15 protein-coding genes are annotated in these 20,634 nt (G+C 40.9%); 4 read left to right on the forward strand and 11 right to left on the reverse strand.

The annotated features are described in order from the left end of the window. Positions 1-7: 7 nt before the first annotated feature. The gene (locus tag PG840_RS15435; protein WP_270613840.1) at positions 8-2,269 is read right to left on the reverse strand and encodes a beta-L-arabinofuranosidase domain-containing protein; all 2,262 of its coding nucleotides are present in this window, start codon (positions 2,267-2,269) and stop codon (positions 8-10) included. Between the two features lie 110 nt (positions 2,270-2,379). Here PG840_RS15435 and PG840_RS15440 point away from each other — a divergent pair, with 110 nt between their 5' ends. Beyond that, positions 2,380-3,015, forward strand: coding sequence for a YesL family protein (locus tag PG840_RS15440; protein WP_270613841.1), 636 nt, complete (start codon positions 2,380-2,382; stop codon positions 3,013-3,015). Here the strand turns inward: PG840_RS15440 and PG840_RS15445 are convergent. The 10 genes from PG840_RS15445 to PG840_RS15490 all read right to left on the reverse strand — a co-directional run bounded on the left by PG840_RS15445 (position 3,012) and on the right by PG840_RS15490 (position 15,126). Further along, entirely contained in the window at positions 3,012-4,439 is a 1,428-nt protein-coding gene (locus PG840_RS15445) for a DUF4340 domain-containing protein (RefSeq protein WP_270613842.1), read from the reverse strand. The genes PG840_RS15440 and PG840_RS15445 overlap by 4 nt on opposite strands. Further along, positions 4,436-5,857 (reverse strand): GldG family protein, encoded by a 1,422-nt coding sequence (locus PG840_RS15450; protein ID WP_117824568.1) that lies wholly within the window; start codon positions 5,855-5,857, stop codon positions 4,436-4,438. Before PG840_RS15450 ends, PG840_RS15445 begins: the two co-directional genes overlap by 4 nt. A 25-nt stretch (positions 5,858-5,882) precedes the next feature. Further along, positions 5,883-6,590, reverse strand: a complete 708-nt coding sequence (locus PG840_RS15455) for an ABC-2 transporter permease (protein ID WP_117824567.1) — start codon at positions 6,588-6,590, stop codon at positions 5,883-5,885. After that, complete coding sequence (locus PG840_RS15460) at positions 6,590-7,531, reverse strand: ABC transporter ATP-binding protein (protein WP_117824566.1); 942 nt, start codon at positions 7,529-7,531, stop codon at positions 6,590-6,592. Before PG840_RS15460 ends, PG840_RS15455 begins: the two co-directional genes overlap by 1 nt. Positions 7,532-7,538: 7 nt before the next feature. After that, entirely contained in the window at positions 7,539-8,372 is an 834-nt protein-coding gene (locus PG840_RS15465) for a carbohydrate ABC transporter permease (protein WP_117824565.1), read from the reverse strand. A gap of 15 nt (positions 8,373-8,387) precedes the next feature. Next, positions 8,388-9,299, reverse strand: a complete 912-nt coding sequence (locus tag PG840_RS15470; RefSeq protein WP_173824920.1) for a carbohydrate ABC transporter permease — start codon at positions 9,297-9,299, stop codon at positions 8,388-8,390. A gap of 106 nt (positions 9,300-9,405) precedes the next feature. Further along, a complete protein-coding gene (locus PG840_RS15475) occupies positions 9,406-10,758 on the reverse strand; it encodes an ABC transporter substrate-binding protein (protein WP_181988911.1) in 1,353 nt (450 codons plus the stop codon). Positions 10,759-10,852: 94 nt separating this feature from the next. Continuing rightward, on the reverse strand, positions 10,853-12,841 hold the full coding sequence (locus PG840_RS15480; protein WP_117824562.1) for a glycoside hydrolase family 31 protein: 1,989 nt from the start codon (positions 12,839-12,841) through the stop codon (positions 10,853-10,855). Positions 12,842-13,149: 308 nt separating this feature from the next. Continuing rightward, on the reverse strand, positions 13,150-13,674 hold the full coding sequence (locus PG840_RS15485) for a spore maturation protein (RefSeq protein ID WP_270613843.1): 525 nt from the start codon (positions 13,672-13,674) through the stop codon (positions 13,150-13,152). 87 nt (positions 13,675-13,761) lie between these two features. Beyond that, positions 13,762-15,126: an MATE family efflux transporter gene (locus tag PG840_RS15490; protein ID WP_055248143.1), complete on the reverse strand. Its 1,365-nt coding sequence runs from the start codon at positions 15,124-15,126 to the stop codon at positions 13,762-13,764. A 203-nt stretch (positions 15,127-15,329) separates the two neighbouring features. Between PG840_RS15490 and PG840_RS15495 the strand changes: the two genes are divergently transcribed. The 3 genes from PG840_RS15495 (at position 15,330) to PG840_RS15505 (ending at position 20,484) form a co-directional block, all read left to right on the forward strand. Then, positions 15,330-17,093, forward strand: coding sequence for an ABC transporter ATP-binding protein (locus tag PG840_RS15495; RefSeq protein ID WP_270613844.1), 1,764 nt, complete (start codon positions 15,330-15,332; stop codon positions 17,091-17,093). Positions 17,094-17,162: 69 nt separating this feature from the next. After that, complete coding sequence (locus PG840_RS15500; RefSeq protein WP_055297353.1) at positions 17,163-18,326, forward strand: RNA-guided endonuclease InsQ/TnpB family protein; 1,164 nt, start codon at positions 17,163-17,165, stop codon at positions 18,324-18,326. Between the two features lie 178 nt (positions 18,327-18,504). Beyond that, positions 18,505-20,484 (forward strand): ABC transporter ATP-binding protein, encoded by a 1,980-nt coding sequence (locus PG840_RS15505; protein WP_270613845.1) that lies wholly within the window; start codon positions 18,505-18,507, stop codon positions 20,482-20,484. Positions 20,485-20,634 lie beyond the last annotated feature (150 nt).

A 20,634-nucleotide genomic window follows, 5' to 3' on the forward strand; every position in this document is an offset into this window, starting at 1 on the left:
CTATCATTTATAAAGTTGTAAACTGGTGTTCTTTATGAAAATATACATGATAAGCTTCCATATCTACTTCCGGAAGAGGGATCATCTTCATTCCATTCGCTTCAAACTGTAATTTTCCATCAACCATATGAATTTCTTCTACTGCCGGTGCTGCAAGGAATTCTTTTTCCTCTGAAAGTGCCGCAAGAATATATGGCCCATATGCAAGATTGACAAATGCCGCATCAGACTTGTTATCCAACACACGGAATTCCATCGGAAGTTCCAGTCGGATCACATCTCCGGCTTTCGGATCTGCATCAATTACCAGATACCCATCATGAAGTGCTGTATCTGCAAGAACTTTTCCATTTACAGTCACATTAAAATCCTTCTGCCCCCATGCCGGAATATGGATTTTAAGAACTTTTTTCTGATCCTTTTGACAACAGATTTCCATTACACCTTCTTCATCCACACTCTGAAGTTCGATCATCGTTTTTCCATTTTCGTCCGTCAGCACGGAATCTACAAGAAGGTTAATGTAAAGCGCATCTTCATCCTGCGCATAAATATTTTCCATATAACGGAATCTGCTCTCCATACCGGTTCCATGACAGCAGGAATTCTCTGAAAGGAAGAATTCTTTTCTGCCACCCGGACCAAGTGGAAGAAAATAAGTCGTTCCACCATCACATTTATGACTACTTGATGTCAGGATATGATTTCTCAGCGTATTATCATAATAATCCATCAGATCGCCGCTTCGAGTATATTCAAATAACTGACTGGTCAGGCGCAGCATATTATAACTTGCACAGCTTTCAGCAGCCTTATCCGTAAGATAAGAGCACGTTGTATTTGCACGATGGAACATCTCAGTCTCACCAACCCCACCGATACAATATGTATGTCCACCAGTCACGATATTCCAGAAATTCTTTCCGATTTCCCAATAAATCTCATCACCAGTTGCCCGATACAGATCCATTGCACCGATAATCTGCGGAATATGCTGGTTTGCATGCATATCCTCCAATGTATCGCATTCTTCTTCCATCGGATAGAATAACTTTTCATTTTCAAAAAGTTTTGCAGCCTTCAGATGATTTTCTTTTCCGGTCAGCTCATAGACTTTTACCATTGTTCCAAGCATACCACCAAACTCGCCCGCAATATACATTGCCCACATTTTATCCAGTGTTTCTTTTGGCAGACGGGAAAGTCTGTCATATACCCAGTCTCCCATCAAGTCCAGGATCTCTTTTGCCGTCTCATTTCCGGCAAGTACATGACAATCATATAATCCGGACATAATCTTATCCAAAGTATAATACGGAGCCCAGATTTCCGGGTATTTAGTATATACTTCCAGAAGATCGAACTGTTCCTCTGAGTATGCGCTCAAAAATCCTCTGTGATATTTGCCGGTTGCCGCAAATGCATCCTGGCACTTTTTCAGCTCTGCTACCATGTAATTGACTTTATCTAAAAATTTTGGATTGCCGGTTGCTGCAAATGCAAGTGCAATACCTGACAGATAATGTCCGGTCGTGTGCCCTTTCAGTTTACAGCTTTCCTCATCCCAACCGGTCATCGGAGGTGCTCCTTTGGTATCCAGTCCGGTCGCTTTGCGGAAATTATAAAGCATCTGGTCATCGTCAATTCCAAGAAGATATTCTTCCATCAGCTTCTGGTATTTATAATAAAGAGTTCCTTCTTTCAACCGAACCTGTCCAAGTGGAACATAATCCACCTTTTTCTCCGGTCCTTTTACTGGTACTATTTCCTTTTTATAATGGATCTCTGCAGATGCTTCCTTTTCTGTTCCATCAATCACACCTGCAACTGCAACCACTGTCTCTTCTTTTGCCGGCTCATATGTATTCCATTTCACCGGCATTGTCATGCGGCGTCCATCTTCTGTATATGCGATCACAACAGACGGAAGATGTGCTTCTTCACCGACCTGTGCATTAAGGACGACTTTACGTACTTCTTTTACGATATTTTCTTTTGCTTCCTGCAATACGGTCGCCACATATTCTCTTGACTCACTACATCCTTCATAGGTTGCAGTAACCGTCAGTGTAACCTTACGGTTTCCCATGCCATGCAGCGGACGATGTACCTTTCCTGTATTATCAATAAATCTTTCTTCCCCTGTCTCCCAGGTAAATTGAGCACCATATTTTCCGTTCTCCGGGAGTGTAAGATTGTCATCTACCGTGCTCAGATTCCCAATATAAATTGCATCCAACTCTTTTTTAATAATTTCTGCTGCGTTCATTTTTCTCCTCCGTATTTTCTTGTTTGACTGTTCTTTCTGTACATGTTACAATAAATCAACACCATATAATTTATATGTTTTTCACATTTTTTACAGAAAGAAGATTTGCCATGAATAGTATTTTCAAACTGGATGGTCCTGTTTTTACTATCCTCAATAAGTTCTGTGACATTCTGATTCTCAGCATCCTCTGGATGTTCTTCAGTCTTCCAGCTGTCACTCTCGGTGCTTCATCTGCCGCCCTGTATCACAGTGTACACAAAGTACTTCTGAATGGAGAAGGATATGTATTGTCAACCTTCTGGAATTCATTCCGTACCAATTTAAAGCAAGGAGTTCTTTTAACTCTGATCCTGATTCCGCTTGCTATTTTTGTAGTAATCAGCTGGTTCTTTTCTGATGGTGTAGGACGTACACATATACTCGGTATTATCTACTTTGCCGTATCCATCCTTTGTGCACTCTTATTCTTGATTCTGCTTACTACAGTATTTCCTTTATTATCGCGTTTTTATATGACAATCCCAAATCTGTTAAAAGCAGCGATTGCTCTTGGTATCACCAGAATTGGGTTTACCTTGATGCTTATTGTGATCTTTCTCATGTGTGCCAGTGCATTTCTCGTTGCTCCAGTCACCGGATTCGTTCTTCCTGCCTGTTTTGCAATGGCAGCCGAACGAATTCTTGAACCAGGGTTCAAAAAACTGGCAGATGCTTCTCAGCCGAACGATAGCGAGACCGTCTAATATCTCGCTTTGATTTCTTCGCCGTTTATCAGTTTCTGCAAATTTCCGAGCACAGTATCAAGCTGTGTTTCGGAAAGCCGGAAACCTCTTTCATTTCCATCAAGCACCGCATACGCTTTTCTTGCTGATTCTGAATAATACGTTATCGTATTGGACTTTTTGCTTTCATCCATATATGCAAACTGAATTTCTGCAATCTTGTTCATTCCCGATGTATCTGGAAGATTTTCAAGAATTACTTCATCTGCTTCCACACTGATCAGTCCATAATAGAAATTACGAAAACTATCTACATCCAGTTCTTTCCCATCATAGAGAACCTTTCCATTATCTGCTCCCATATTCTGAAGCTGAATCTGATAACTACTTCCATCTCCCTGTGTGACCGTCAACGTCTTTAAGCTCGTCACATCCGGTATCAAAATCGTATGGCTGATCACTGTATCAACGGTAATATTCAGCCAGCTGATATCCTGTGGTCGGCATTTATAAATCACATCAGAACCATTTTCCACGTAAAGATTACCTGCGCCATCAATATTCGATACCAAAATACTAATCTTGTTCTTTTCGCTGTCTTTAGTCTGATATTCAATTTCTACCTGCCTGTAAGGCTGATCCAGCCCGACCTGTGCCCGGTCTTCTGCAGTTGGATGAAGTACCGCCACTTCCTGCGCTTTTAATCCAAAGAACATTGGAAGAATATCTTCTGATACAGATGCAGAAGCCGGATAGTTTATTGGAGCTGTCAGCTGGTATGAATCTACCTGATAGCCTGCAAGTTCTTCACTTCCCTGGTGTCTGATCTGAATCTCATCCATACCTGCTCCCTGAATATCAGCCAAAGTAACTCGAAAACTGTCATCACTCTCATCTCGGTCTGGTGTGATCTGTTTTGAAACCAAATCTTTTACACCATACTGAAATGCTTCCACATTACTGTCGGATACGATATAGACCTCTTCTTTCCACAGTACATACCACTGACTGCTATCCTGACCCGGAACCTCATCTCCAATCATCAGAGATTCTTTTTCACCTTTTCCTGTTACTGTAACTTCTACCGGATCATCTTCCAATCCAAATTCATTCAGGCGCCCTTTTCCATCTGTAACCTTTTTCTCTGCCGTGATCCCTTTTACTGCATTTTGAATCTTCTTTACAGCTGAATTGTCGATTGCAATATTGTCACAGTCCTTAATGATTACTGAATCATCGTTCCAGTCAGCTTCATAACCGCCGGAAGCATTGGAAACTACGACTGACGCTACGTCATCTTCTGTAATTTCATCCAGGATCTGATAGTTTCCGCTCTCAACATCACTCTTCTCTGAATCATCTGATTTCAGCAGGAAAAAACATGCGCCTCCCAGAATTAATATTCCTATACATAAAATGCCGATTGTCAGCCATTGTTTTTTCATCGATGTCTTCTCCTTACCCAAACAACAATTCCAACTGCCAGAACGATTACAGGAAGTACTACCATGAATCCCCAAGTATATATATTCGTCTTCATCTGACTCATTGTATGGTTTTCTACACTTAAATTCTTTGCCGGAATATTTACAGTCTCGCTCTGATCATCCAGCTTCTTAAATACTCCGAGAATATATCTTCCATTTGCAAAAGTATCACTGGTCATTACATCACCTGTAAATGCAAGTGCAGAACCTGATACCAGTATGTTGGATTTGGTTACTTCTTCTCCATACCAGCTATGGGTCGATAAGACCATACCTTTTACATCACCCGTGATCTGGTCTGCCGTGATCTCTGTCTGTCCAAGTTTTACTGTTCCTGAGCCGGAAGTAAAATTCAAAAGTACAGATGTCTCATAGCCATCTTTATTTTCAAATAATGTATCAACTGGGCGGCAGAGTGCCATAATCGTCAAATCGCTTGATGTCATTCCTTCTGCATAATCCATATTTGCATACTGTGCAACCGGATAATAGAATTTTCCGTAGTACATGCTACTGTTCGATTCAAATGCATACCCTTCTTCCGCTTTCAGTCCCCATTCTCCCAGAAATGCTTCCAGATTCGGAAGACTTCCTGCATTCGGATCAAGGAATACATAAAGATTCCTTCCCTGATTTCCATCATTATCAAGCCAGCTGCTAAGTTTTTTCAGGCAATCTTCATTCAGATCCTTCTGCGGTGCAAACAAAATTGCATCGGTTGCAGTTTCATCCAAATCATCGGTCAGTAATGACTGGGAAGTGATCTCATACTGATTATCTTGTAAAAGATTCATCAGATCCGTAGGTTCGTTTTCTCCAAATCCATTTAATACAACGACTTTCTTCTCAGTTGCATCTGATGTTACAGAAGCAATCGCTCCGGTAACTTTCTGCTCTACTTTCGAAGCAGTGATTTGTGATCCTGAGCTGTCATACTCATACAGATCCTGAAAAGAAATAACTTTCTGTTTTTTTCCTGATTCTACCAGAATATCCCAGGAACTTAAGTCAAGATCTGGATACTTGGAAATATAAGTCGGATTTTCTGTCAGATCCACAAATTCTAATTTTACTTTTTTTGAGTGTTCTTTATACTGCAGTAAGTTCTGATATGCCTGTACCAGATAATAACTTCCGGTAGACATGGATTTTTCATCCACAAATACTGTGATGTCCACTTCATCTTTTAATTTTTTCAAATACTGAATGGACTCATCTGATATTGCATATCTGTCATCTGCTGTTAAATCAATACTCCAGCCATACTTTTCAGTAAGCTGACCAACTACAATATTGGCAACAATGATCAGCACAATTCCCAGTACGGTAATCGTCGTCGCCATTGCACCGTATTTCCATCTTCTGCTCTGTTTCATTGTTCTTCTTCCTTTCTGCCTTATCCTATTTACCGCTCCATCTTCTCTTTTCCAGTACACGTGTTGTCAGGAAAAAGAATACAGACGCAAAGCTGATAAAGAAAAACAAATCCGAAACCTTAAAGATTCCCAGTGTCAGATTATGGTATCTTGAATAGAATGAAATCGCATATAGTGCCTTCTGTACTGGTCCAAACGGAATCACGCCTGCCAGAGAATTTAAAGAAATCACCAACAGCATTGCAGCCAGTCCACCGACAGCTGCAACAATCTGATTCTCTGTCTGTGCTGAAATGTACATACACAATGCAATTCCTGCCAGCCCCATAAGCGCAATCCCTACAAAATTTCCAATAATGATCATCCAGTTGATCTTTGCATATGGTGCAAGAAATACCGTATGTAAAAGGGTAACTGCCACTCCTGCAAGATATACTACAAAAGCGGAAAAATATTTTCCTGCAACAATAGCACCTGATGTTACCGGTGCTGAAAAAAGAGCCTGCTCTGTCTTCTGCTTTTTATCCTCACTCATCAGACGCATTGTAAGAATTGGCGTCAGAAGTAAGGTAACCGTATATAAAAACGCAAACTCATTACTCAAATCTGCACTTCCTCCCAGAATCAGAATTGCATATTCATACCCTGCAAGTACGTAGACTGCGGCAAGATATACATATCCTATTGGGGAAATAAAATATGAGTTCAACTCTCTTAAAAAAATCGCTGTCATTATTTTTTCCCCCCTTTACTATCTGTTAATTTGAGGAATATATTTTCAAGCGACATCTCTGCTTCTGTAAATTCCAGAAGCAACCATGGGCTTGCCTTGAAATATGCAGAAGTCTGTCTGCGAATATCCGTATGCTCATCTGACTGTAATTCAAAAGCACAGCATCCTGGTTCCGTACAAACAATTGGATATACTGCCTTTACACCTAGAATAGTCTTAAGCCCTTCCTCTACCATTTTCTGTGGTCCCTCGACTTTTATTCGAAGTCTTCTTCCATTCAAATGTCCTGATAAGTTTTCTGCAGTGTCATCCGCAATTACTTTTCCTTTATTGATCACAACAACTCTGTCACACACAGCCTGTACTTCCGACAGAATATGTGAAGATAAAATAACGGTATGTGTTTTTCCGAGGCCACGAATCAGATTACGAATTTCAATCATCTGTTTCGGATCCAGACCTACCGTAGGTTCATCCAGAATCAGAACTTTAGGATTTCCAATCATAGCCTGTGCAATTCCAATTCTCTGTCGATATCCTTTTGACAGATTTTTAATTACTCTGTCGTACACATCTATAATCTGAACTGCCCTGCATACTTCTTCTAAATGTTCTTTTTTCGGAAGTTTACATTTTTTCAAACGATAAATAAAGCTCAGATACGCCTTTACCGTCATGTCCACATAAAGCGGCGGTATCTCCGGCAAGTATCCGAGCTCTTTTTTTGCCCTGAGCGGTTCTTCCAGTATCTCATGTCCATCGATTGCTGCTGTCCCATCTGTAGCCGCCAAATTTCCCGTTATAATATTCATTGTTGTGGACTTCCCGGCACCATTAGGTCCGAGAAGTCCAAGAATTTCCCCGTCCTTCACGTCAAAACTGACGTGATCCAGGACGGTTTTATTTCCATATTTTTTTACCAGTTCTCTTACTTCTATCATTCTTAGTTTATCCCTTCATTCCACTCATGGCAATACCACGTACAATGTACTTCTGGCAGCAAACAAAAAGGATCATTACCGGAATAAGTGCAAGAATAGATCCCGCCATGATTAAGTCATATCTTGATGTAAATGAATTTCTGAATGAAGATAATCCCATCTGTACCGTAAATTTCGCATCTGAAGCAATATAAATAACTGGTCCCATGAAGTCATTGTATGAGCTCTGAAACTGGAATACTGACAACGTCGCAATAATTGGTTTGCAAAGTGGCATGAAAATCTGTGCCCAGATTCTGAAATGACTGCATCCATCCATGATTGCCGCCTCTTCAAGTTCTTTCGGCAAAGTCATAAAGAACTGCCTGGTCAGGAAAATGGAGAACGGTGTACCGAACATAACCGGAACAATCAATGGTACATATGTATCATAGAAACCAAAGTCTTTAAACATTAAGAATCTTGGAATCAATGTAATTGCAAACGGAACCATCATTGCTGCGATAAAACACATAAAAATTGTATCTCTGAATGGAAATTTCAATCTTGCAAAAGCATATCCTGCAAGTGATGAAAAAATAATATTAAATATTGTTGATGGAAGTGCAATCTTCATTGTATTGAGGAACATCTGCCAGAAACTGATACTTCCTCGGGATGCAGCTTCAATAAAGTTTTCTACTTTCCATACTTTTGGGAAAAATGTTGGCGGATACGCAAACAATTCTCTCTGACTTTTGAAAGCAGATACTACCATCCATAAAAATGGAAGAATAACCAGGATGGCAACTAATATAACGCCTAAATAGGCAAAAAATTTATGTCCTTTTTTCTTTACCATGTCTTTTGCCCTCCTTTAAGCCTCATAATCTACTTTTTTACTCATAACTTTATTCTGAATTAAAGTAATAGTCAAAATAATTACAAACATTACGGCAGCCATAGCACAGGCATATCCCATCTTAGAATATTCAAATGCGTTAGACCAGAGATAATATGATACTGTGTAGGTTGAATATCCCGGTCCACCTTTTGTCATGATGAAGATCTCAGTAAAGATCTGGAATGCATCAATAACTGCTGTAAGCATTACGAAATAAATAGACGGCATAACAAGTGGAATTTTAATATCAATTAACTTTCTCCAAGGTGTGATTCCGTCGATTGCTGCGGCTTCATATAAAGATTCATCAATTCCCTGCAATGCTGAAAGGAAAATTAACATATTATAACCGGCCCATTTCCATACTGACATAATTGCAATTGCAAACAATGAATATTTTGAATCTGTCAGCCAGCCGATTGGATCCATGTGGAACAAATTTTTTAAAATAAAGTTTAAAATACCGTAGTCTGTATTGTAAATCCATACAAACAAAAGCGATACTACTACGATCGGGCATACTACCGGGAGGTAATATAATGTTCTGAAAAATCCTGCTCCCTTTAACTTTCTGTCAAGAAGAAGTGCTAAAAGGAAAGAAGTAATCGTTGACATCGGCACGTAAATAATAACCCATTTGAAAGTATTTGTAAGTGCCTGTTTAAATACTTCATCATGAATCAGCGTCTTATAGTTTTCTATTCCGATAAACTTCGGTTTCTGAAGCAGGTTCCACTCAAAGAAACTGATAAAAAATGAACGAATGATCGGATAATACATCATGATTATCAGACTCAAAAGCGGAAGCGAAATAAAAATTAAACCAGTCACCGCTTCTTTTTGTTTCAAAGTAAGCCCTTTGCGGGATGATTTCGTATTCTTCATAATCTTCTCCATTCCTGATTACTTTTTTAAAGCCGGTAGTACAGCCGCATTCTGCTCTCTACTGAAGCAGCCCCCTTGCTTTTGTACTCCGGCCTTTTTAGTTATCTTACTTGAATACAGTTGTATTAGCCTGCTCGTCAATAGTCTTAACTGCTTCTTCGATTGTTGTTTTACCTTCGAATGCATCTGACAGACCTGCACTGATGATACTGCTGTACTCAGACCACTGTCCTGTAAGAGAAGCTTCAATCTGAGATTTATTTCCAAGGTATGCTGCTGAATTAATGAAAGCGTCAGCATCCGGTGGAGTACTTACATAAGTATCATTACTCATAAGATCTTTATAAACCGGCAGTGAAAGTCCCTGTTCCATAACAGTAGCAAGTCCTTCATCACTCATCTGATAAGACAGAAGGTTCGCTGCAATATCTTTGTTTTTGCTTGAATCAGCAATACAAACCATACTACAGATAAATGGGCATGTACGAGTTGTTCCCTTCGGCATCTCTACTGCTGTCCATTCAAAATCACATTCTGTACGGAATGACGGAACTACCCAGCGTCCTGACGGATACATGGCAACTTTTCCGATAACGAAGAGACGGTCTTCACTGTCACCTGTTGAAGATACAGTTCCTGGCGAAGGAGCTGATCCATCCTGTACAAGGTCGTACATTACACTTAAACCTTCAAGAGATTTTGCATCAGAAAGGTTTGATTTTCCATCTTTAAACCACTCTGCATCGTAGTTACCCATCCAGTTGATCCAGTCTGCACGATAATTGTTAATGGCTGTACCATACACATCAACACGATCTCCGCTTTTCTTTGTCAGTTTTGCTGCAATATCTTCATAATCTTCCACTGTCCAGTCATTTGTCGGAACATCAACACCTGCTTCTTTGAAAAGATCCAGGTTCAGATACATAACATAGGATGTCCAGTCTTTCGGGAATGCAACCTGTTTGCCATCGATATTACCAAATTCCAAAACTCCATCAATAATATCTTCCGTCAGCTGTGGATATTCATCAAGAATGTCATTCATATCTGCTAACATTCCAGCTTCATAGTAGCTTTTAACTCCAGCTTCACCTGTCCAGAACAGATCCGGAAGATTTCCTGCTGCTGCCAGTGTCTGAAGTTTTGTTGAATAGTCAGAAGGAACATACATCTGTTCAACTTCTACATTTGGTGCATATGCCTGATAGTCTTTGAATACGTTGGCATACATTTCACGCTCATAATCATCACCTGAATGCATGTAAGTAACTTTACCACTTAAGTCAGCTGCTTTTTTAGCTCCCTCCCAGTTGGTATCTTCAGCAGAAGCTGTAGGTTTCTTGTCTGCACTCTTTGTGTCATCACTCTTGCCAGATCCTCCACATCCTGCAAGTGTTGATGCAGCCAATGCCGCTGTAGTAAGCAGCACAACAGTACCTCTTAATTTCTTTTTCATAAGTCTGTCTCCTTTCTTGTTGTCACCGGTACTTACCGGCTTTATCATTATTATGTGTCTATATTCAGGCTGGTACCTGCCTGATTTTGCGACACTAATAACCTTTCCCATTCCTAAAAAATGTCTGGTCGATTTTGGCTCCTTTTCGTATGAAAATCGGAATAGACTCAAGTGGTGCTAAAACTTTGATCCATTGTCCGCCTTCATAAATCTGTCTACTTTGTGAATCTATCCATTCAGTTCCTTTTGGAAGATATACTTTCCTCTCTCTCCGGTTTAATTCATATACTGGGCAGACCATAAGATCCGGTCCAAACATATACTGATCGAAAATTTCATAATTCGCTTCATCTGGATAATCATAAAACAATGGTCTCATGATCGGTGTTCCATCTTCTGAAGCCTTCTTCAGGTTCTGATAAATATATGGTCTCAAGCTTTCACGGATATCCACATACTTCTTAAGTATCTCATATGCTTCTTCTCCATAGCTCCAAATCTCATTTGGTCCTCCTGAGTAACAGAAAGTGTCCATACTCATTGGGGATACAACTGGTCTGTCTGGTTTAAACCGGAATCCATGCATTCTGAATACCGGGCAAAATGCTCCAAACTGAAACCAACGGATCAGGCATTCTCTATACTCTTCTGAATTTGGATCCCCTCCATGAAATCCGCCGATATCGGTTGTCCACCATGGGATTCCACTAATCGCCACATGAAGCCCTGTCTTGATCTGCCTTCTCAAACTGTCAAAATCAGAGCAAATATCACCAGACCATAATACCGTTCCGAATCTCTGGCTTCCAAGGAATGCACACCGAATCAGATTCACGATTTCATCCTGTCCTTCTTCCTTCTGTCCATCATAGAACGTCTTTGCATAATAGAAAGGATATAAACTACTGACTTCCATTCCATTGCCAATCCAATAACGGAGATTATCATAATCATACGGTGTGATTTCCGGTTCTGCCTCATCCAGCCAAAAATTTCGAATTCCAAGATTGTAATAATTCTCTTTTGCCTTGTTCCAAACAAACTTTCTTGCTTCCGGATTTGTCGGATCATAGTAGGTCTCCGGTCCCCTGCAATACATTAAAGTTCCAGGTCCTCTTTCTGAGCGAATCAGCATGTTCTGATCTCTCATCTCAATATAATTCTCACTTCTTGGATCAACTGTCGGCCAGATGGAAACCAGTAGGCGAATTCCCATCTCATTCAGTTCTTTCACCATCTTTTCCGGTTCCGGCCAGTATTTTTTATCAAATTTCCATTCTCCCTGTTGCGGCCAATGAAAATAATCACATACAATAATAGAAGGTGTAATTCCTCTTCTCTTGTATTCACGGGCAACTTCCATCAACTCATCCTGTGTCTCATAGCGAAGCTTTGACTGCCAAAGTCCTGTCGCCCACTCCGGAAATTCTGGTGCATACCCCGTCACTTCACAGTAACGATGTTCAATCTCTCCCGGTGTATCTCCTGCAATTACAAGATAATCCATCTGTCTTGCTGACTCGGCCACCCATCTGGTTCCCGATGTTCCAAATTCAACTCGTCCAATTGCCGGATTATTCCAAATAAATCCATATCCTCTTGATGACATCACAAATGGAATTGTGCTTTTCGTATTCTGCTGACACAAGTCCAACGTAGCACCTTTCAGATCAAATAAATCATGTGCTTCCTGTCCCAGTCCATAAAAATGTTCCCCTGCATACTGTCGTAAATGCAATTCGATATGACTGGATCCTCCAACATGTCCTTTTAAAGCTCTGGCATCTATATCCCTCTCATTTCTCCAGAGTTCTTCAAATAATACTTCACCCGCCTGATTCTTAAAAGCAATCTTTCCATCGCTACTGACAACAGCACGGATTCTCCCATTCTCCAGTACGACATTGTCTCCTTCTTCACTTACACTTGCCCGATCTTCTTTTGGCGGTAATAAAGTCCAATTAAGATCTTCGATCTCTCCTTTTGAAGCTCTTACCCGAATAATATGCTCTCCATATGCTTCAATCTGAACCTTTTCTCCTTCTCGGAAAATGAAAATCTTGTTCTGTGCAGTCCTGACCATCTTTTCCTCCCGCTTTCATTCCTCTGCGCCAGCTATTCCATAAGGCGTCTTCCAAATTACAATGTATACAACTCTGTAATTTGTATACCAGGTACATGTATGAACCATCTATAGACTATATTCTACATATTTCGACATGCTTTGTCAAGAAACTTGCACATCTATTGTGAAATATGATTAAATTTATTGTGTGTTATGTACAATTTATCGTTTTTCAGCCATACAACTTCTTGTAATTTTATCATACAACTTTACTTTTTTAAGCGTACAATATGTGCATATTTTTCATTAACTATTTAGCACTTTATTTATACAAGTGCTGCCAGCCACACACTCGCTGCAAGCCCTGCAAATGTTGCAATAAGTGCTCTGGCAAGAGTATACCTGGTTTTTTTCACCTTTGCTGACATAAAATACACAGACATCGTATAGAAAATCGTTTCCGTACACGCCATCGAAATTGAAGCGATCATTCCGTTTCTCGAATCCGTTCCAAATTCCTTATAGATATCAAGCAATAATCCCGTTGCGGCAGAGGACGAAAACATTTTCACAATCGTAAGCGGAACCAATGCCCCCGGAAATCCAATCTGCTCCGTCACATTTCCAATTATTTCCGATATAAATTCCAGAAAACCCGATGCACGCAAAATCCCCACTGCTGCCATCAATCCGATCAACGTCGGCATCAGCCGCACGACCGTCCAAAATCCACGCTTTGCTCCCTGAATAAAAGTATCATATACATTCACTCCTGCAAAAATTCCATATATAAGAATGGACAAAATCATAAAAGGGACTATAAAGTCAGATATGTATAAAAAAAGGCGCATAAAAACAGCTCCTGGCGAACCACTTTACTAAAAAGTATATTCGCCGGAGCTGTTATTCATTCCGTTTGCTTTATAAAGAAAACTTTTCTATTCCTCATCCGCATACTTCGCAAACCGCTTCTCATTCTGATGGATCACATAATAATACATCACGATCAGCAATGCACTTGCCAGGATCCATGCCGCCGGACTTGCCATGCATACTCCAAAGTAACTCTTCTGCCCTGCCGCGATCATGGCAACAACGCCCCTGCCAACCAACTCAGCCACACCAGCCATCATCGGGAGCAGTCCATATCCCATTCCCTGGATTCCATTCCGGTAAACATTTACAACGGTAAGCGGAATAAAGAAAGTACCGACGCATTTCAGGTAAATATCCACGGAATGCATAATTTCTGTCAGATCCCCAGACAGGAACAGATACGTCATATATTTTCCAACTGTCATAATGATCGCCGCAACTACGACTGAATAGATACTTCCCATGATCGTAATTGACTTAAATCCCTGACGGATCCTTTTGATCTTACCCGCTCCAATATTCTGTGCGCAATAGGTTGCCATCGTGGTTCCCATCGCAACATATGCCTGCGTCACGATCTGCTCGATCTTATTCGCTGCGGTAAATGCTGCTACCTGTGTGGAGCCAAGCAAATTCAGGGCAGTCTGTACCATCATGGTTCCGATCGCTGTGATCGAATATTGAAGAGCCATCGGGATTCCGACTGCAAGCTGGATCTTTAGCAGATGTCCGCTCGGACGCCAGTCCTCCTTATGTAAATGCAGGATTGGAACCGCCTTCACAATATATACCAGACACAGGATTCCCGAAATCCCCTGTGAAATCACAGTCGCCCATGCCGCACCGGCTGCGCCCATGTGAAATGCAATGATAAATACCATATCCAGCACAATGTTGAGCAGCGCCGCAAGAATCAGGAAATACAGCGGAACCTTGCTGTTACCAAGTGCCCGCAAGACACTGGATAAAAAGTTATATAGCATCTGCGCCGCAATTCCACCACAGATTACCATAATATACGCATAGGCATCCTTGAAAATATCATCCGGTGTCTTCATAATCCCAAGAAGCGGTTTCATTGCCATCATTCCGAGCACAGTCATAATAAGAGACATAATAATCGCCAGAATCGCGGCATTTCCTACAGTCTTGCGCATTGCTTTCATATCACCTGCGCCAAATTTCTGTGCCGTAAGTACGGTAAATCCTGCTGTCATTCCCAGAATAAATCCATTGATCAGAAACATGATCGTTCCCGTACTTCCAACAGCCGCAAGTGCTTTGGTTCCCACGAACTTTCCTACGATAATTGTGTCCGCCATACTGTAGAACTGCTGAAATACATTTCCAATGAAGATCGGCAGTGTGAAATTAAAAATAATTTTTCCCGGATTCCCGGTCGTCAAATCTTTCTGTAATGTTTTCATATATTCCCTCTGTTTATCTTATTAACATTTTACCTCTCGTCATTATAGAAAAATGTATCTTAAATTGCAATTGTCGTTTTCACGAAATTCCCCCTGTTTCACAAAGTATTTCCCGTTTATTTGACGGAATCTTTGACACCCCAGATTCTATCCTCTATAATATTTTATATAGAAAAAAATTATCATTTTCAGGAGGCATTGATATGAAACCACTGCCCTTTATCATGCAATATGTCAGACGATACAAATATCGCTATATTGCCGGAATCCTTACTCTTTTTGCTGTAGATGCGGCAAGTGTATTTATTCCAAAACTTACCGGTATCATTACTGATGGTCTTACCGCGCGCAGCATTACCTGGAGTTCCATTCGTACCTGTCTTCTTGGGATCTTTCTGATTGGTCTTCTGCTTGCAGTCGGCCGTTTTTTGTGGCGTTATTTTCTTTTTGGAACCGCACGTATTATCGAGCGTGAACTGCGTAATGAAATGTTTTCCCATCTAGAAACTATGGATGTGGAATACTACAACAGCCACAAAACAGGTGATCTGATGACCCGGTTTACCAGTGACTTAAATGCGGTCCGCATGGCACTTGGTCCTGCTGTCATCTGCATCTTTGATTCCGTAGTCATGACGCTCCTGGTCGTCTGCCAGATGATGTATTATGTCAATATAAAACTAACCCTTCTGGCACTGATCCCGATGGTCATCATCTGCCTCGGCTATATGCATTACGGAAAGGTACTGGATAACCTCTACACCGAACGTCAGGACAGTGTTTCCAATCTTGCCGACTTTGTACAGGAAAGCTTCTCCGGGATCCGTGTGATCAAGGCCTTTGTTCGCAAGCAGGCAGAAATCCTTTCTTTTTCCAAAAAGAACCAGGACACCATGGATAAAAGTATGCGCATCGCAAAGCTGGAAGCCATCCTGATCCCGCTTCTGGATGTGATCATCGGATTTTCCAGTCTTGCCTCACTCCTTTATGGGGGATACCTCGCCCTGATCGGACAGATTACACTCGGACGCTTCGTAGCTTTCAATCAGTATGTCAATATGCTGGTATGGCCGATGCTCGCCTGTTCGGAAGCTGCCGTCATGTTTTCCCAGGGAACTGCATCCATCCGCCGTGTACAGGAAATCCTGGAAGCACAGACAAATGTAAAAGATACTGCTTCTGTCACGACTTTAGACACCCTGCACGGGGATATCCGTTTTAACCACCTGACCTTTGCACACCTTGGAAATACTTCTCCGGTACTGCATGATATCAATCTGGACATCCCATCCGGGACAACCCTTGCCATCATCGGGCGCACCGGCAACGGAAAATCCACTCTGGTCAATCTTCTGCTCCGGCTTTACAACACCGAGCCAGGCATGATTTATCTGGATGACCATGATATCAACACAATTCCGCTGAAAACTCTGCGTGAAAATATTGCTTATGTACCACAGGATAATTTTCTTTTTTCCGATACTCTGAAAGCAAATATTGCATTCGGCACAAAGTCACAGGATATGAGCCGTATTATCGCCGCAGCAAAATCAGCCTGCATTCACGATAATATTGCAAATTTTCCGGACAACTACGATACGATCGTCGGCGAACGTGGCGTTACGCTTTCCGGCGGTCAGAAACAGCGCAGCTCCATCGCCCGCGCCCTGATGAAAAATGCGCCGATCCTGATTCTTGATGACTCCCTTTCCGCTGTCGACACCGATACGGAAGAACATATCCTGCATAATCTCAGGGACGATCGTAAAGGGAAAACAACGATCCTGATCGCACACCGCATTTCCACAGTACAGCATGCCGATCTGATCATGGTACTTGAAAACGGAGAAATGAAAGAGCTTGGAACACACACCGAACTGATTCAGAAAAATGGCATTTATAAAGATATGTTTGAAAAACAACAGTTGGAAGCTTCCATTGGAGAACAGGAGGTCATTAACAGTTAAAGATAAATTATAAAATCATGTAAGTAGATAGTGAGTTTTTTATCCGGGAATTGATACAGGAGGAAACAGATGGTAAAAGCCATAAAAGTAATGCTGATACCAAACAACGTACAGAAAACTAAGATGTTTCAGTACGCAGGTGCTTCAAGATTTGCTTATAACTGGGCTTTGGCCAGGGAAAAAGAAAATTATGAAAAAGGTGGCAAATTCATTTCAGATTCAGAACTCAGAAAAGAATTTACAAAGCTCAGACATTCTGATGAATACGCATGGCTGCTGAATATTTCAAATAATGTAACCAAACAGGCAATCAAAGATGCCTGTACTGCGTATAAGAACTTTTTCAAGGGTTTGCAAAAATTCCCAAGATTCAAGTCTAAAAAGAGATCAATGCCGAAGTTCTATCAGGATAATGTTAAGATACAATTCAGTAATACCCACGTTAAGTTTGAAGGCTTTTCTTCCAGCAGGAAAGCAAATAAGCAGAAAATGAATTGGGTAAGACTTGCAGAACATGGACGTATTCCGACAGATGTTAAATATATGAATCCGAGAATATCCTTTGACGGATTGAACTGGTGGATCAGTGTATGTGTGGAATTTCCTGATTGCAAGGAAACACTTAATGATGATGGAGTTGGCATAGACTTAGGAATCAAAGATTTGGCTGTCTGCTCTGATGCTGTTAAATATAAGAACATTAATAAGAGTCAGAAAGTAAAGAAACTGGAAAAACAGAAACGCAGATTACAGCGTAGTATCTCTCGTTCTTACGAGAAGAATAAGAAAGGGGAAAGTTACTGCAAAACCAATAATGTAATCAAAAAGGAAAAACTTTTATTAAAACGAAATCACAGATTAACAAACATCCGTAAAAACTATTTGAATCAGACCATATCTGAGATCGTAAATCGAAAACCAAGATTTATCTGTATTGAAGATCTGAATGTCAGCGGAATGATGAAAAACAGACATTTATCCAAAGCAGTTCAGGAACAAGGATTTTTTTGGTTTAGAAAACAGCTTGAATACAAATGCAGTGATAAAGGGATCCAGCTTATTGTGGCTGATCGTTTTTATCCATCATCAAAGCTTTGCAGCTGTTGTGGAAATATCAAAAAAGATTTGAAATTATCTGACAGGGAATATAGATGTGAATGTGGGAATATAATTGACAGAGATTTCCAGGCATCAATAAATCTTAAGGGTTACGGAGAACGATTTGCAAGCTGACACTGAAACGTTAATGCAAATATGTACGGATACGTTAGTCCGGAATTTACGCCTATGGAGAGTACAAGAACTTGTGAGTAGATAGATATTTATATCATCAAAAGCATACTCGTTGAAGTAGGAATGAAACATAGAAGTTTGTAACTTTTTATAAGTTTTCAGTAACGGTAGCCATAAGATGAAACGACTTTTAAGTTATCTAAAACCGCATAAATGGGTAATGACCCTGGCAACTGTCCTGGTTCTCTTCATCATTGCTGTGGAACTTTACCGCCCGATCATCATCGGAAATGCAATCGACCAGTATATCAATGGTTATTATCATCCGTATGTAGAAGCCGACGTTTCCGCTTCGGACGCTATAAACTGGAACGGTCTTGTATTGTCGCGCGACCAGGCAGTATCCACGGCGGACTCTGCTTCCTTTTATCAGATTTTTCTCTGGAAGGATCACTATTACATGGCAGAAAATCTCACCCGCTCTGAATGTACTGCACTGCAAAATGCCGATACATCTGTTTTAAAAAGTTATGTCAGAGAAGGTGCCCAGAAGCTTACTTCCAATGATCTGAAGGTTTTAAGACAAAATGATTTTAAGGGGATCCTAAAAGCCGGAATTCTGTTTCTTCTGCTGCTTTTTAGCGGATTTTTCCTGAACCTTGCCGACACCTGGCTTTTGCAGAAGATGGGCCAGCAGATTGTGTACAAACTGCGTGAAGAAACATTTACACATATACACAGCCTGTCACTTTCTTTTTTCAATATAACACCGGTTGGAAAGCTCGTAACACGTGTATCTAACGATACTGAAGCAGTCAACGAACTGTTTTCCACCATTCTTGTGAAACTTTTTAAAAACGTTGTAAAGATTATTGGTTACGCTGTTGTCATGCTCTCAATTAATGTGAAAATGGCAGGTATATCCTTCCTGCTTTTACCTCTGGTTGCAATCCTGACTTTTGTTTTCCGACATCTCTCCAGAAAAGCTTACCAGATCACAAGAAATAAAATCACAGAGTTGAACACCTTCCTGTCCGAACATATTTCCGGTATGAAGCTGATCCAGATCTTTGCACGCGAAAAAGAGAAATACAGTGAATTTGAAGGCAAATCTATGGAACTGTACCGTGCCAATTTCCGCGAGATCATGACTTTTGCGATCTTCCGGCCTTCAATCTATCTGGTTTCGGTCATTGCCATGATCCTTGTTATCCGTACCGGAAGCCTTTCTGTGTTAAATGGAAGTCTTTCTCTCGGAACTCTGTTCGTGTTTATCACCTACATCAGCTCCTTTTTCGAGCCAATCCAAGAGCTTTCCGAACAGCTTGGAACCCTGCAGTCTTCCATTGCTTCCGCAGAAAAGATTTTCAGTGTTCTTGATGTAAAACCAGAGATCGTATCTCCGGTCGATCCGACTCCGGTCAATATTCTTGGTGAAATTGAATTCCGCCATGTCTGGTTTGCCTACGAAGAGGAAAATTATATTTTAAAAGATGTAAGTTTTGTAATCCATCCGGGTGAAAAGGCTGCTTTTGTCGGCGCTACCGGAGCAGGAAAATCTACAATTTTAAATCTGATCGGAAGATATTTTGATATTCAGAAGGGACAGATCCTGATTGATGGGATTGATATTCATGAAATTGATCTGAATGTACTCCGCGGTGCGATTGGTCAGGTTCAGCAGGATGTCTTCATCTTCACCGGAGACATCAAAAGTAATATCTCGCTGAATAATGAAGCAATCTCACCGGACGATGTCAGACGGGCTGCCGAAATTGTAAATGCAGATCCATTTATTCAGAAACTGCCGCACGGATATGATGAACCGGTTACAGAACGCGGAAGTACTCTATCTGCCGGTCAGCGCCAGCTTTTGTCCTTCGCACGGACACTTGCTTATGATCCAAAGATCCTTGTTCTCGATGAAGCAACTGCCAACATCGATACAGAAACCGAAACACTGATCACACAGGCACTTGCGCGGCTAATGGATGGAAGAACTACGATCATGGTCGCCCACCGGCTTTCTACGATCCAGCATGCGGATAAAATTATTGTGATGCATCACGGGGAAATAAAAGAATCCGGAACCCATCAGGAGCTGCTGGTGAAGGATGGGTTGTATAAGAAATTGTATGAATTGCAGTTGATGGATTAGACAATTCTGTCATTTTATTTTATATTGATTTTCTTCTTTATGTTTGTTACCATAAGTTCAAGGTGCTATTTCACTGTGTGCGACTTTTTACAGTCTTGGGTATGTGCGTGGAAAGCATGATTCCAAGATCAAGTAGGAGGCGGTGACTAA

The organism is Coprococcus sp. AM97-35, assembly GCF_027697525.1.
In the GTDB taxonomy this organism is placed as follows: domain Bacteria; phylum Bacillota; class Clostridia; order Lachnospirales; family Lachnospiraceae; genus Allocoprococcus; species Allocoprococcus comes.

Bases quoted from the DNA above. Each gene is read 5' to 3' on its own strand.
- PG840_RS15435 (WP_270613840.1), bottom strand. From the start codon at position 2,269: ATGAACGCAGCAGAAATTATTAAAAAAGAGTTGGATGCAATTTATATT.
- PG840_RS15440 (WP_270613841.1), top strand. From the start codon at position 2,380: ATGAATAGTATTTTCAAACTGGATGGTCCTGTTTTTACTATCCTCAAT.
- PG840_RS15445 (WP_270613842.1), bottom strand. From the start codon at position 4,439: ATGAAAAAACAATGGCTGACAATCGGCATTTTATGTATAGGAATATTA.
- PG840_RS15450 (WP_117824568.1), bottom strand. From the start codon at position 5,857: ATGAAACAGAGCAGAAGATGGAAATACGGTGCAATGGCGACGACGATT.
- PG840_RS15455 (WP_117824567.1), bottom strand. From the start codon at position 6,590: ATGACAGCGATTTTTTTAAGAGAGTTGAACTCATATTTTATTTCCCCA.
- PG840_RS15460 (WP_117824566.1), bottom strand. From the start codon at position 7,531: ATGATAGAAGTAAGAGAACTGGTAAAAAAATATGGAAATAAAACCGTC.
- PG840_RS15465 (WP_117824565.1), bottom strand. From the start codon at position 8,372: ATGGTAAAGAAAAAAGGACATAAATTTTTTGCCTATTTAGGCGTTATA.
- PG840_RS15470 (WP_173824920.1), bottom strand. From the start codon at position 9,299: ATGAAGAATACGAAATCATCCCGCAAAGGGCTTACTTTGAAACAAAAA.
- PG840_RS15475 (WP_181988911.1), bottom strand. From the start codon at position 10,758: ATGAAAAAGAAATTAAGAGGTACTGTTGTGCTGCTTACTACAGCGGCA.
- PG840_RS15480 (WP_117824562.1), bottom strand. From the start codon at position 12,841: ATGGTCAGGACTGCACAGAACAAGATTTTCATTTTCCGAGAAGGAGAA.
- PG840_RS15485 (WP_270613843.1), bottom strand. From the start codon at position 13,674: ATGCGCCTTTTTTTATACATATCTGACTTTATAGTCCCTTTTATGATT.
- PG840_RS15490 (WP_055248143.1), bottom strand. From the start codon at position 15,126: ATGAAAACATTACAGAAAGATTTGACGACCGGGAATCCGGGAAAAATT.
- PG840_RS15495 (WP_270613844.1), top strand. From the start codon at position 15,330: ATGAAACCACTGCCCTTTATCATGCAATATGTCAGACGATACAAATAT.
- PG840_RS15500 (WP_055297353.1), top strand. From the start codon at position 17,163: ATGGTAAAAGCCATAAAAGTAATGCTGATACCAAACAACGTACAGAAA.
- PG840_RS15505 (WP_270613845.1), top strand. From the start codon at position 18,505: ATGAAACGACTTTTAAGTTATCTAAAACCGCATAAATGGGTAATGACC.